Below are 13,431 nucleotides of genomic sequence, written 5' to 3'. Positions count from 1 at the left end.
GAACCAAAAAGAACGGAAAGTCGTTTTGATACTGAGAGACCAATTAAAAAGGGAAATAAAACCGCCTACCTTTCGGCCCTGCTGATAAAAATGTACGCCGTCGTACGCAAATCAACGTTGACCCTGCAGAAATAAGCGCCGCCTTGACTTACCAATCAGAATTAGACCCTGCCCCCCCAGTTTCAGTCCGTGGAAAAAGGCCCAAAAAAAGGACTGGTCACGCGCATCCAGCCCGCCAACCCGCGCTATGACCCGATCTGCGGCACGTTTGCCGGCCAGACCCCGGCAACATTCCGGCCTTTGTCATAGACCTTTCACGTTGACCGACTAGGATGAGCGCTACCCCCTAACTCAGCCTTGGCGCTATTCATCACTATGAGCAAACATATCTCCGACAAGACTGTACGTAACGCCAGTCAGAACACCCCTTTTAGCGAAATTCTGGAACGAAGCCTGTCTCGCCGTGCCGTCATGCGCGGAGGCCTGGCCGCTGCGCTGGCCACCATGACCGGCTTTGGCCTGGCTGGCTGTGACAGCAACAGCACCGGCAGCAGCTCGTCCGATAGCGGCAGTGGCCAGACCCCTACCCCAAGCCCCAATCCTGATCCAGAACCACCGGCAAAGCTCAAACTGGGGTTTGAGTCCCTGCCCACTTCCATGACAGATGGCTGTGTTGTGCCTCCCGGCTATACCGCCCATGTGCTGGCCCCGTGGGGAACGCCCATTAACGACAACGCCTTGCCCTGGGACCAAAACGGCAACAACAGCTCCAGTGATCTGCTCAACTCCATGGGCATGCACCATGACGGCATGCACTTTTTCCCACTGGAAGGCAGCTCCACTGAGGGCTTGCTGGCCGTCAACCACGAATACATTGACGCCAATGCCCTGCACCCCAATGGCCCGACCCTGGTCGATGGCAAACGGCCTGCCGAGGAAGTGCGCAAGGAAATCAATGCCCATGGCGTAGCGATCATCCACATTCGTCGCGACCAGGGCCGCTGGGACATCGTCCAGAACTCGCGTTACAACCGTCGCTTCACCTCCGCCACCCCCATGAAGCTGGCCGGCCCCATCGGCGGCACGGACTGGACCAAAACGCCTTTTTCGCCCAACGGCACGCAAGTGCGTGGCACCAACAATAACTGCGGTAACGGCACGACCCCCTGGGGCACTTACATCACCGCCGAAGAGAACTGGGCCGCCTGCTTTGTCAATACCGGCAATCGTCCCGCACACCAGCAGCGTGTGGGCGTCTCGTCCGGCCCCACCGGCCGTTACCAGTGGGAAACCGCCGCCCAAGACCCATCGGAAGTTCTGGGCGAATTCGCGCGCTTTAACGTAACTGAAACCGGCGCAGGCCCCACTGAAGACTGGCGCAACGAGGTCAACGGCTTTGGCTATCTGGTCGAGATCGACCCGTACGACCCCACCAGCATCGCCACCAAACGCACCTCCATGGGTCGCTTCGCGCATGAAGGATGCGCCTACAGCAAACCTGAGGCTGGCAAGCCACTGGCTTTCTATAGTGGTGACGACTCGCGTTTTGAGTATGTCTACCGCTTTGTCTCCGAGGCCAACTGGGACCCGAAAGACGCACAGCGCACCGACCGTCTGGCCGTTGGCGCCAAGTATCTGGACAAGGGAACCTTGTATGTCGCCCGCTTCAACGAAGACGGCTCGGGCGAATGGCTAGCCCTGACAGGAACAACGGTTGGCAAAAATGGGCGCACGCTGGCTCAAGAGTTTGGCAGCCTCGATGCCATCCTGATCAACACACGCGGTGCCGCTGACTTTGTGGGTGCCACCCCGATGGATCGCCCCGAGTGGACCGCCACCCACCCAAGCAACGGCGACATCTACCTGACGCTGACCAACAACACCAGCCGCAATGCCTCTACGGGCACCAACCCGGCCAACCCACGTCTGAACAACGTAAACGGCCACGTGATTCGCTGGCACGACGAGGCAGACTCGAACAAATTCAAGTGGGACATTTTTGTGTTCGGCTCGGATGCCGGTGCGGATGCGGACACCAACCGTTCTGGCCTGACGGATCTGAACCAGCTGGCCAGCCCGGACGGCCTGGCTTTTGACAGCCGGGGCATCCTCTGGATCCAGACGGACAACGGCATCGATGGTGGACGTAAAAACAATGTCGCCCGCGCCACCAACGACCAGATGCTGGCCGTTATCCCCGGCGCCCTGGCTGATAGCACAGGTACCGGCCCGGCCATTAACGCCTCCAATCAGGCCGAGCTGCGCCGCTTCTTTGTGGGGCCCAATGAAGCCGAGATCACCGGTTTTGCCATGACCCCGGATCACACCAGCCTGTTCCTGAACATTCAGCACCCCTCGAACTGGCCCGCTTATGACACGCAGGACGCCACCGTCGTCAGCATGAACACGGTACGTCCACGTTCTTCGACCGTGGTGATCCAGCGTACGGACGGCAAGCCCATTGCCGTGTAAGCACCAGGGCGGATCAGGGGTTTGAATCCGCCTGATTGAGTGTCATGCTCAATTTTTTCCATGCGGGGCCGTCAATCGATGGCCCCGCCTGCTTTTTAGCATTACGCCATTCAGACAAAACCACGGGTTTGGATGCTGGGGCACGGAGCCAGTTGCTCCATTTTCGAGCAGCGACCAGGGAAAAATCGGGCTTGAGGGCCAGAGCACGACAGCAAGCCGACTGCTCAGCACACCGAAGCACCCTGCTTGAAGCCGCGGCAATCAAGGCGTGAAGGCCACGTGAAGAAAATTTTCTCAACAGGCCCCTAAAGAGTTTTTCACCCCTTCCGTTAATGTTGCTGTACAGGAAGAACGCAGTGTGTCGAATGCGCGATCAGCCCCCTGGGGCCTAGCAGAACGCCAACGCTTTCCTGGGCAAAGGGCGAAACCGTTTCGCCGCTCTACTCAACATTGGGAGTTACCATGTCTGTTATCAATACGAACTCGCTTTCCCTCGTTGCCCAAGGCAATCTGAGCAAATCGCAAGGCGCACTGGGTCAAGCCATTGAGCGTCTGTCCTCCGGCCTGCGCATCAACAGCGCCAAAGACGACGCCGCCGGCCAGGCTATTGCCAACCGCTTCACCGCCAACGTGAACGGTCTGACCCAAGCTGCCCGCAACGCCAACGACGGTATCTCGATCGCTCAGACCACCGAAGGTTCGCTGAACGAAATCAACAACAACTTGCAACGCATCCGTACTCTGAGCGTGCAAGCGACCACCGGCACCAACTCCGAAACCGACTTGGCTTCGATCCAGGCTGAAATCAACCAGCGTCTGGCCGAAATCAACCGCGTTTCCGAACAAACTCAGTTCAACGGCGTGAAAGTGCTGGCCGAAGACCAGTCCCTGGCTATCCAGGTTGGCGCCAACGACGGTGAAACCATCTCGGTTAACCTGAAAAAGATCGACTCCGAAACGCTGAACCTGAAAGATCTGGACGTTTCCAAACTGGCCAAGAAATTCGACGCCACCAAGTTCGAAATGAAAGCTGCTTCGGGCACCACCAGCACAGCCGTTCCTGCTCAAATGGGTAACGCTGACACCGTGGTTAACGCCGCTGGCGGTGGTACTGTTCTGACTCAGACCACAGGTGCCACTTCCACCAACTACATCCTGCACGAAGGCAAGGTATACGCTGCTGGCACCATGACCGCCAACGCGACAACCAACACCATCGCTGTAGCTCGTGGCGCTGAAGTGACCGACAAAGAAACCCTGTCGCTGGTCGCTCCTCTGGCATCGATCGACGCCGCCATCCAAGACGTGGACAACCTGCGTTCCGACCTGGGTGCTGTGCAAAACCGTTTCGAGTCCACCATCGCCAACCTGAACAACACGGTTACCAACCTGTCCGCTTCGCGTTCGCGCATTGAAGACGCCGACTACGCTGTCGAAGTCTCCAACATGACTCGTGCCCAGATCCTGCAACAGGCTGGCACCTCGGTTCTGGCCCAGGCCAACCAGGTTCCACAAACGGTTCTGTCGCTGCTGCGTTAATTCAGCGGCCTTAGACCGGACCGGCAGGCCTGCCCTGTCGGTCAGTGGCACCACAGACCGGATATTGCTTGCAATATCCGGTTTTTTTATGGCGAAGCCCTGAAAAACCGGTTTGTTTCACGCATTGATAGCCAGGCCCGGCCGGTATGCTAGTCACATTTGAACGAGACCTCAGCTTCCTACTACGCCATGTCCTCCTCTGACCGTTCCGTGTCCCCTGATACGCGCTACCAAGATGCTCTCCAATTATTCAATGGCAGCCAGTTTTCGTCTGCCATCAGCGTTCTGAATGAGCTGCTTGCCCAACACCCCGAGCATCAGGCCAGCCTGTCGCTCATCATCAAGGCGCTGATCAACGAAAAACGCCCCCACGAAGCGCGGGAGTACCTGCCACAGCTCAAAATAAAAAAAGACCTGGCGGCACGAGATTTGGCGGTGGATGTGTATGTAGCCTGCCGAGACTACACGGCAGCTCAGGCCCTGCTGGAAGAAGAAATCAAACAAAAGCCCAGCGCGGTGGCCCTGTTCAAACTCTCCGAACTGTACGTTAAACGGGGCGACCAGGAAGGTTCGCGCAAACTGCTTCGGCAGGCTCATCGCCTGGACCCGAAAAATGACCGGATACTGGGTAAAGTCATTACTGACGAGCACTTCAATCCCAATCTGGATCTGGCCACGATTCGTCAGTTGCAGCAGGACTGGCAAAAGCGTTTTGCCTATACCCTGCATGCCGCGGCCGATACACGTCGCATACCTGGCCGCACCCTGCGCATCGGCCTGTTGTCGGACGGCTTTAGCAACCACCCGGTCACACGCATGACCTGCGGCTCGCTATCCGAGCTACCCAAAAAAGAATTCAAGCTGTATGCCTACAGCAGCACCGACAATCCGGACGACCTGACCGAGAAATGGCGTGAGCTGTGCCATGCCTGGCGCGACATCGCGGCCATGAGCGATGATCAGCTCAATCAACAGATCCGTCGTGACCGGATTGATATCCTCATCGACATGAGCGGCTATCACAAAGGTACCCGGCTGCGCATGCTGTCCATGAAGCCAGCCCCGCTCATCGTCAAATGGGTAGGGGGCCTGAATAACACCATGGGCCTGGACTATATTGACTACCTGATCTCTGACCGCTTCGAAAGCCCCGAGGGAACCGATTCGGATTACACCGAGAAGCTGATTCGCATGCCTGACGGCTACATCAGCTACCTGCCCCCGTTTTACGTGCCTGAAGTCGGCCCGGCTCCGCTTGTCGAAAATGGTCACATTACGTTTGGCTGCTTTAACAATGCCAACAAGATCAATGAGCCCACCATTGCGGCCTGGTCTGCTATCTTGACGGCGGTACCCACTGCGCGACTCTTATTGAAAGGCTCGTTGTATGAGGGCGAAGAATTCAAACAAAAAATCCAGAATAGCTTTCAGGCACAGGGAATCGATCCGTCGCGACTGGATTTTGAAGGTCAGTCCAACCATCGGGAACTGCTCAGAACCTATAACCGCGTCGATATCACCCTGGACCCCTGGCCCTTCTCGGGCGGCTTGACCACCCTGGAGTCCATGCTGATGGGTGCCCCGGTCATCACCCTGCCCGGCCCCACTTTTGCCAGCCGCCATTCCACCAGCCACATCAGCAATGCGGGCTATCCGCAACTGGTGGCCCAGTCCTGGGAGCACTATGTCTCTTTGGCCTGCATGCTGGCCCAGGATCATGCCCTGCTGGCGTCCTTGCGCAGTGAAATGCGCCAGGTCTTTCTCAGCTCCCCGGTCTGCAACCACAAGGCGTTTGCCCAATCCTTGCGCCAGGGATTGCGTGCCATCTGGCAGCGCCACTGCGAGGGCATCGCCCCTGCCGCGCTCAGCATTCAGGCCGATCACCAGGTTCGCTTTGAGGACCAGGACAGCGCGCGGCTTGCCGTGCCGATGCAATCAGCCGATGATGAGCAGGATTTCCATTTCGAGCTCAAGAGCCCGGTGGTCGTGATCGATCATGGTGCGCGCCTGGTTCAGGATGCCAAGTTCGAACAGCTTTACGCAACCGGTGCCTTGCACCTGATCTGCTTTGACCCGGCCGCCACGACGCAGGACCTGCTTTTACCCCTGAATCGCAACCGCCTGCAAATCGTCCAGCAAGCCGTATTGGGACATGGCGGCGCCGTCAGCTTCCAGGCCCGACTGGACAACCGTCAAAGCGGCACCTTGCCGCCGGTAATGAATGCCAGCCAGGAGCTGGCCCAGTTTGATCTGCCGTCCATCCGTCTGGACGATCTGGAGCGCGATGCCCCCATTGATTGGCTGATGCTGGCTGACAACTACGACAACCGCGCCTTGCTAAGCCATGCCGGTCGTACACTGGCACAGGCGCTGGCAGTTTCCATCAAAGTGCATTTTGCACCGGGCAACGCCCAGCAGCTGGATCTATCTCAGGCGCGTGATCTGCTCGCCGCGCATGATCTGGAGTTCTACACCCTGATGGCCTTCGACTGCGAAAGCGGCTACACCGACGCCCAACTCAAGGAAAGTCATAGCGGCAGCCGCCTCCATTCGGCCATTGCCCTGTTTCTGCCCCGCAACACCGATGCGCTTCCTATCGAGCGACTGGAAAAACTGGCCTTTATTCTGCATGCCTATTTTGGGGCGCACGATTATGCCCAGCGCTTGCTGACACAGCATCAGTACCCCAAAGCCGAGCAATACCTGCGCCAGGCACGCCTGCGCAATCTGCCTACCATGACCATTCCCGATATTCCGGCCATGACGGCGGCCGAGATCGAGTTTTTTGAATCCTGCCTGGATCGCGCCCAACATTACTATGAATTCGGCAGTGGCGGCTCTACCAAGCTGGCAGCCAGCATGGGCCTGAACGTACATGGCGTGGAAAGCGACCGGCGCTGGCTGGAACAATTGCACGCCGAAGTGGGCGATGCGTGCAAAGTCGCTCATGTGGACATCGGCCCCACCCGGGAATGGGGCTATCCCGTGGATCTGCGGGCAGCGGATCAGTTCCCCAACTACAGCCGCTCCATTCACACCCAGGACCTGCCTTTTGACCTGATTTTGGTCGATGGCCGCTTCCGTGTGGCCAGCACGCTGGAAAGTATCGACTACCTGCTGGAAAAAGGAGACCCGCGCTCGGCCCGGATCTTCATCCATGACTTTTGGAACCGCGAATTCTACAAACCGGTCCTGGAGTTCCTGGATGCCGAAAAAACCGTTGAAACGGCAGGTCTGTTCAAAATCAAGACCAACATCAATCGAAACCATCTCAAGGCCGTAAAAACGGCCTTCCAGCAGGACTACCGGTAATGCCGACCGGGCCTTTTCTGCTTCCCCGCGCAAAAGGCCCGATCAGATCCGCGCTCGCTGCAAGTCAAGCGGAATACCGTGTGCGGATTGCGCTGGCCCCACGCGCTGGGGGGGGAGCGCGGACATACCCGCCAGACCAGGGCAATGATTTTGAGGGGCGCCAAAACACAAAGGCCCACTCTGGGCCCTTATGTCGTCAGCAAGAAAAAACAAGAATCGCCAAAACTGGCTTGCCAAAAAGCGGACTTACAACAAAACCTGAAACTCCGCGCTGTCGGAGATCGCATCCCACTGATCTTTCGCCAGACTGGCACGAATGCGAGCCACAGCCTGACTACGCAGCTGCGAGACACGCCCCTCTGTCACCCCCAGGACCAGGGCGATTTCCTTCTGATTCAGGTCTTGTTCAAACTGCAGGGAAAACAGGAGCTTTTCACGCTCGGGCAGTTGATCGATGGCCAGGATCAAGGCTTGCCGCAGGCCTTGGGAGGTTAAGAGATTCAGGGGGTTGTCGAAGTAAGCCTGCTCACGCGAATTGTCTTCCAGAAACTCCAGCGCGTCGGCTGAGGGATCGGCGTGGCGCTTAAGGTCTTCGTAGTGAATGACCTGAACCCCAACCGCCTCGTCCAGCAGTTCGTAATAATCGTCCATGCTCAGGGACAGGGCCTGTGCAATTTCCGACTCGGAGGGCTCACGCAACAGCTCCTGGCGCAAGGCGCTGACGGCCACTTCAATTTGTCGCGCTTTGCTGCGAACACTGCGGGGCAACCAATCCTGGCTGCGCAGTTCATCGAGCATGGCACCCCGAATACGGGTGACGGCGTAGGTCTCAAACTGGGCCTCGGCCACCACCTGATATCGGCGCACGGCATCGAGCAGACCCATCATGCCCGCCTGCATCAGATCGTCCAGCTCAACACTGGGGGGCAGGCGCGACACAAGCTGGAGCGCCTGACGGCGCACCAATGGGGCGTACTGCTCAACCAGGACGTCTTCTGAACGAGGCATGGACAGGCACGAATCCGGACAATAAAGATGGGGCTATTTTGCCTGCCACTCCTGCCACACAGTCCCCAAATCAAACTGTCTTTCGCCATCTTATTCAGGCTTTAAACGCCAGGGACAGGGGCAAAACCTGAAATACCGACTAAAGATACGCGCCAAGGTGCCGTAATTGGAGCGTTACAGGTGCCAAGCCCTGCCATGCTCTTGCGGCCTGCCACCAAGCCTCTTCTGGAGTGATGTCATGATCAACTCAGTTTCATCTCAAACGACGGCCTTGGTGCCCCTGGCTTCCCCGGTGGAACAAAACCCTGGCCCCCCCCTGCCGTCAGCGGCCACGACAGTGACGCCTGTCAAGGAAACCGGTACGGATACCCAGTTGCAGCAGCGCTGGCCCGACAAGCGCGAACCCGTGCCCGGCATGGTCAACACGCTGGACGACACGCTGGAGCAGATCAACAACTCATTGCAGGCCTGGTCCACGGGCATTCGCTTTGATATGGATGACGAGGCACAGCGACTGGTAGTTTCGATCGTGGACAACACGACCGGCGAGGTACTGCGCACCGTACCGTCCGACGCGGTTATCCAGATTGCCAAAATGATCGTTCAGTTGCAGGGCAACGCCGTCAGCGTGAAGGTTTAAAAACCAAACTGGCATCGAAACGTCCCATTGACATGGGCTTTGCGCGCGGCATATTCGCGACAAAATAGGACACTACAGGAGTATTTGATATGGCTATTTCTTCAATTGGCGTGGGCTCTGGCCTGAAGCTGGACGAGCTGCTGGAAAACTTGCGAACCACGGAAAAGAAGAGCCTTGCCGTCATCCAGAGTCGCCAGATTGCCAACACCAACAAGATCTCGGCCTATGGCCAGCTCAAAAGCAGTCTGGGTGAATTGCAATCGGCCACCAAAGCACTTTCGGAAGACTCGTTTGGCGCGGTGAAAGTGACCGCCAATAGCGAAAGCATCAAAATCACCGGTAATGCCAAAGCCGCCCCCGGTCAATACGTCATCAAGGTCGACAGTCTGGCCACCCGCCAGACGCTGACCGCGGCCGCTCACAACTCACGCGACAGCGCAATTGGCGAGGGCGGGAAAATTACGGTTCGCCTGGCCAATGGCAAAGAACACAGCCTGGACATGAAGGGCAAGGACACGTCCCTGCAAGGTGTGATGAACGCCATCAACGCCGATGCCGAACTGGGGATGAAGGCCACCATCATCAATACCGGTGATCCAAGCAATCCGTATCGCCTGCAACTGTCGGCCGCCGCGACCGGTGAAGCCGCCTCGATCAGCACCATCCGCGTTGATGGCAACGACGATCTGGCCACCTTGCTCAATGTGGATGCCAGCGACCCGGCTGCCAGCGGCTTTGAGCAGACCAAAGCGGTCAACGCCAAACTGACGGTCAATGGCATTGCCATCACCAGCCAGAGCAACACCTTGAAAAACACCATTGAAGGGCTTGAGATCACCCTGAACAAGGCGGATGAAGACCCCATTAACGTGGAGGTCACCAAAGACGACAGCGTGGCTCTGAATGCCGTAAAAGACTATGTGGCGGCGTACAACAAGTTCAACAATGCGATCCGTTCTCTGACTGCCTATAACGTCGATCTGAAAAAAGGCGCCGCTCTGACGGGTGACTCGATGGCGCGCGACTCCCAGAACGCCATGCGTGACGCCACCCTGGGCTACGTGCCCAATGGCGGCGAGATCCGCTCCATGGTGGGCCTGGGCATTAACGTGGACCCCAAAACGGGCGATCTGCAGCTGGACGAGAAAAAGCTTAATGAAGTTCTGAAAACCAATATGGCGGACGTCAAGAACATGTTCATTGGCGAGCAAGGCGTTGCCGCCCGTGTCCATGCTGCCGCGGACGAGTTCATCAAAAAAGGCGGTCGCATTGACAATGCCCAGGAAGGCGCCGAGAAGGTCGGCAAAAAACTGCAGGACCAGTTTGACGTCGCCGACCAGCGTATTGAAAACAAGATCGAAGCCTACCGCAAACAGTTTGTCCAGCTGGATGTCATGATCAACCGCATGCAAGGCACCAGCAACTACCTGAGCCAGCAGTTGTCCATGCTGGGCAATATGAACAGCAATAAATAAACCCCTATGAGCTATCCTGCCCCTTCCCGTCGCTTTGGCCAACAATCGGTTCGCACCTACGCCCAGGTAGGCCTGGAAACCGAGGTCCTGAGCGCCAGTCCCGAACATCTGATTACCCTGTTGTTCAACGGCGCGCGCACAGCCATGTTGCAAGCCCGTCTACACATGGAACAAGGCAATATTGCCGGGCGGGGGCAATCCTTATCGAAGGCCATCGATATCGTCGATAGCGGGCTGAAAATGGCTGTCGATACCGAAAAGGGCGGAGAGCTGGCTCGCAATCTGGTCGCAACCTATGACTTGATCCTGCACAACCTGATGCTGGCCAATCTTCGCAATGACGCGGAAAAGCTGACGCTGGCCGAACGTATGCTGACCGATATTGCCGATGCCTGGCGCAGCAATGTTGACACCCAACGTGCCAAGCAGCCAGCTTGACTCCGGGGCTCGCAGACCAGAGCGCGTCTCTGATCCGCACCTCCAACCTCCTTTGCGCCTTTTGCGCCTGGTACGAACATGAGCGATACCTCTAACCCGATCGTCGACCAATATCAAATAATCGCCGGCATCACCCGTCACATGCTGGAGCTTGCCCAATCAGCACGCTGGGAGGATGTGTTTGAGCAATCCGAACACTATCAACTCGCCGTGGAAAAACTCAAAAACATGGAAGATCTGTCTGCAACCGAAAAGCAGGCACGTCGTCAGCTGCTGACGCAGATTCTGGCCGATGACGCCCAGATCCGTCACCTGGCCACCCCGGAACTGAGCCGGCTGGGCGCCCTGCTGGGCAATATGAAACGCCAGCAAACGGTATTGCAAGCGTACTACAGCCCTAGCGTTCATCCATGAGCATTGGCGGCCCCTCCCCCTTGGGGACGCTGCTTATTCAGCGGCTGGATGCCGTTCTGGGTATCAGCACAGGACAGCAAAGCAATATCGCCACGGGCGCCCGACCGGATGCGATCAGCCAGACACCGGGCAGTCAACGCGCCGAGCGCCTTGAAAATCAGACCGCGCGAGATCAACGCCAAAGCGTAGATCAGGCTCGTGCCCACACCCAGGGTCGCGACAGCCGGAATCTGCGTACACAAACCGGTCAAAGCCTGACCGATCCGGCCCTGACTGCACGCGGCCCCAATACGAGCACCACCAGTTCAGCCCCGACAACGTTGGGACGCACCGCTCAACTGATTCTTTCCCTGCTGGAGCGCTTTCCGGATCGAACGCCCGCCATTCAGGGCAGACAGGCCTTATTGTCCAGCCACCCTACACTGCAAGCAGACGCCAGCGAAGCCGCCCGCCCCGGCACCGATGGTCAGGCAGGTGGACGCGCCGGCATGGCACAAACGGCCACCAGCACCACGGCCACCCTGACTCAGCAAGGGCTGCCCTTGCCCGGCAGCAGCGCAACGGGAGGTGCCCACACGGGGCCAGGCGCGACGGCTGGCGGCACGGCCGGCACACCCGCAAACCCCGCAGGCCTGTCCGGCACCGGGACGGCGGCCACGGGCACGACGGCCACCGGAGCCCTGCCCACCGGCAGCACGGCCGCACTGGCGCAACACTTCGCCCAGGCGTTACCCCAGGCCCTGCAACACAGCGGCTTGTTTTACGAGTCTCACCTCAGTGATCTGCACTTTGGTCAACGTAGCGTCAGCGAACTGCAGCTGGAACCACAAAATCAGCACCGCCCTTCGGCCGAACCGGCACCCGCCCACAGCCCTGCCAGCCAAACGCCCTCCTCTGCCCCGGACCCGGCCAACAGCCTGCTGCTGCGCCAGCAACTGGACACACTGGCCCACCAGAGTCTGCAATGGCAGGGCCAGGCCTGGCCAGAGGCGGAGATGGATTGGAGCGTTCAGCGTCACGAAGCCCAATCAGACGAAGAGACAGAGCACTGGTCCAGCACCGTGCGACTGGACCTGCCCACCCTGGGCCCGATCACCCTGCGCCTCAATCTTTTGAATCAGCAGTTGCTGGTCCATATCCAGGCCGAGCAGTCCGCTCCCTACCTGGACGAGCACAGCCTGCCCTTGCGTGAACGCCTGCAGGGCCAGGGCCTGATTCTGAGCCAGTTGCAGATCGAGGCTGACCCGACCCTGCCGCAGGACCTGCCCGATGAAGCCTGATTCACCGACCCATCGTCCGCAGGCCCTGGCCTTGCGCTACGACCCCAAGGATGGGGCTCCGCGCGTAGTCGCCAAAGGCTACGGCACCCTGGCTGAAAAAATCATCGAAACGGCCCGGGAGCATAACCTGTACGTCCACGAGTCCCCCGAGCTGGTGGGCCTGCTGATGCAAGTGGACCTGGACCGTCATATTCCTCCCCAGCTCTATCAGGCCGTCGCCGAATTGCTGGCCTGGCTGTATGCGCTGGAACAAGGCCATCCCCAAGCCACACAAGCCTTGCAGGCCTTGCACGATGCCTCAAAACCTTGATGCCCTCGTTTAGAAGGGCTGAAAAGCCCCTGTTTTTGGGCTTAGATACCCTGCTTAGCCTCGCGTTCAAAACGTTACATTAAGCACGGCAAGCTGCCCGCACCTGTGCGTGCAGCCCATCCTGACTTTCTGGCAAGCGAACATGTCGATTTCCAATCTCTCCAGCATTGAAAACCTTTTGGCCCAGATGCGCGCTGTCGCGCAGGCTGCCGGGGCTTCCAGTTCTGTGTCCTCCCCAGCCAGCAGCGCTGCGCCTGGGGGCTTTGCCGCCGAGCTGGCACGCTCCTTGAACCGGGTGTCACAGGCGCAAAACGAGGCCAGCGCTCAGGCCCAGGCCTTTGAAATGGGCGAGCCCGGAATCTCCTTGAATGACGTGATGATTGACCTGCAAAAAGCCAGCGTTGGCTTTCAGGCCACCGTCCAGGTACGCAACCGCTTAGTGGCCGCCTACCAAGAAATTGCCAGTATGCCGGTGTAAGCGCCTGATCCTTTCATGCCCGCCGCCCTTTCCCTTAATGCTGCCTGAGCACGTCCTGATTTGAA

11 protein-coding genes are annotated in these 13,431 nt (G+C 58.4%); 10 read left to right on the top strand and 1 reads right to left on the bottom strand.

Annotated features, from left to right (window positions below; translation table 11 throughout):
- Positions 1–375 precede the first annotated feature (375 nt).
- The 3 genes from VF694_RS08235 (at position 376) to VF694_RS08225 (ending at position 7,323) form a co-directional block, all read left to right on the top strand.
- On the top strand, positions 376–2,472 hold the full coding sequence (locus tag VF694_RS08235; RefSeq protein ID WP_440164069.1) for a PhoX family protein: 2,097 nt from the start codon (positions 376–378) through the stop codon (positions 2,470–2,472).
- A gap of 462 nt (positions 2,473–2,934) precedes the next feature.
- On the top strand, positions 2,935–4,011 hold the full coding sequence (locus VF694_RS08230) for a FliC/FljB family flagellin (protein WP_440164068.1): 1,077 nt from the start codon (positions 2,935–2,937) through the stop codon (positions 4,009–4,011).
- 159 nt (positions 4,012–4,170) lie between these two features.
- A complete protein-coding gene (locus VF694_RS08225) occupies positions 4,171–7,323 on the top strand; it encodes an O-linked N-acetylglucosamine transferase, SPINDLY family protein (protein WP_440164067.1) in 3,153 nt (1,050 codons plus the stop codon).
- A 246-nt stretch (positions 7,324–7,569) separates the two neighbouring features.
- On the opposite strand, the gene VF694_RS08220 is transcribed toward VF694_RS08225, so the two are convergent.
- The gene (locus VF694_RS08220; RefSeq protein WP_003804610.1) at positions 7,570–8,331 is read right to left on the bottom strand and encodes an RNA polymerase sigma factor FliA; all 762 of its coding nucleotides are present in this window, start codon (positions 8,329–8,331) and stop codon (positions 7,570–7,572) included.
- A gap of 238 nt (positions 8,332–8,569) precedes the next feature.
- Between VF694_RS08220 and VF694_RS08215 the strand changes: the two genes are divergently transcribed.
- From VF694_RS08215 to fliE, 7 genes are all read left to right on the top strand, one after another.
- Entirely contained in the window at positions 8,570–8,971 is a 402-nt protein-coding gene (locus VF694_RS08215) for a flagellar protein FlaG (RefSeq protein WP_440164066.1), read from the top strand.
- An 89-nt stretch (positions 8,972–9,060) separates the two neighbouring features.
- Positions 9,061–10,446, top strand: a complete 1,386-nt coding sequence (fliD, locus tag VF694_RS08210) for a flagellar filament capping protein FliD (RefSeq protein WP_440164065.1) — start codon at positions 9,061–9,063, stop codon at positions 10,444–10,446.
- Positions 10,447–10,452: 6 nt separating this feature from the next.
- The gene (gene fliS / locus VF694_RS08205; protein WP_003804615.1) at positions 10,453–10,884 is read left to right on the top strand and encodes a flagellar export chaperone FliS; all 432 of its coding nucleotides are present in this window, start codon (positions 10,453–10,455) and stop codon (positions 10,882–10,884) included.
- 78 nt (positions 10,885–10,962) lie between these two features.
- Positions 10,963–11,298 carry a flagellar protein FliT gene (locus VF694_RS08200; protein WP_003804618.1) on the top strand — a complete coding sequence of 112 codons (336 nt, stop codon included), beginning with the start codon at positions 10,963–10,965 and terminating at the stop codon, positions 11,296–11,298.
- Positions 11,295–12,578, top strand: a complete 1,284-nt coding sequence (locus tag VF694_RS08195; protein ID WP_003804620.1) for a flagellar hook-length control protein FliK — start codon at positions 11,295–11,297, stop codon at positions 12,576–12,578. Before VF694_RS08200 ends, VF694_RS08195 begins: the two co-directional genes overlap by 4 nt.
- Complete coding sequence (locus VF694_RS08190) at positions 12,568–12,888, top strand: EscU/YscU/HrcU family type III secretion system export apparatus switch protein (protein WP_003804622.1); 321 nt, start codon at positions 12,568–12,570, stop codon at positions 12,886–12,888. The genes VF694_RS08195 and VF694_RS08190 overlap by 11 nt, the downstream gene beginning before the upstream one ends.
- Before the next feature lie 142 nt (positions 12,889–13,030).
- Positions 13,031–13,366, top strand: coding sequence for a flagellar hook-basal body complex protein FliE (gene fliE, locus VF694_RS08185; protein ID WP_003804624.1), 336 nt, complete (start codon positions 13,031–13,033; stop codon positions 13,364–13,366).
- Positions 13,367–13,431 lie beyond the last annotated feature (65 nt).

The sequence above is a fragment of the Alcaligenes sp. Lyrl_28 genome (assembly GCF_051948705.1).
In the GTDB taxonomy this organism is placed as follows: Bacteria; Pseudomonadota; Gammaproteobacteria; order Burkholderiales; family Burkholderiaceae_B; genus Alcaligenes; species Alcaligenes ammonioxydans.
The sequence above is the reverse complement of the archived record's forward strand: the minus strand, read 5'-3'. Positions and strand labels throughout refer to the sequence as shown.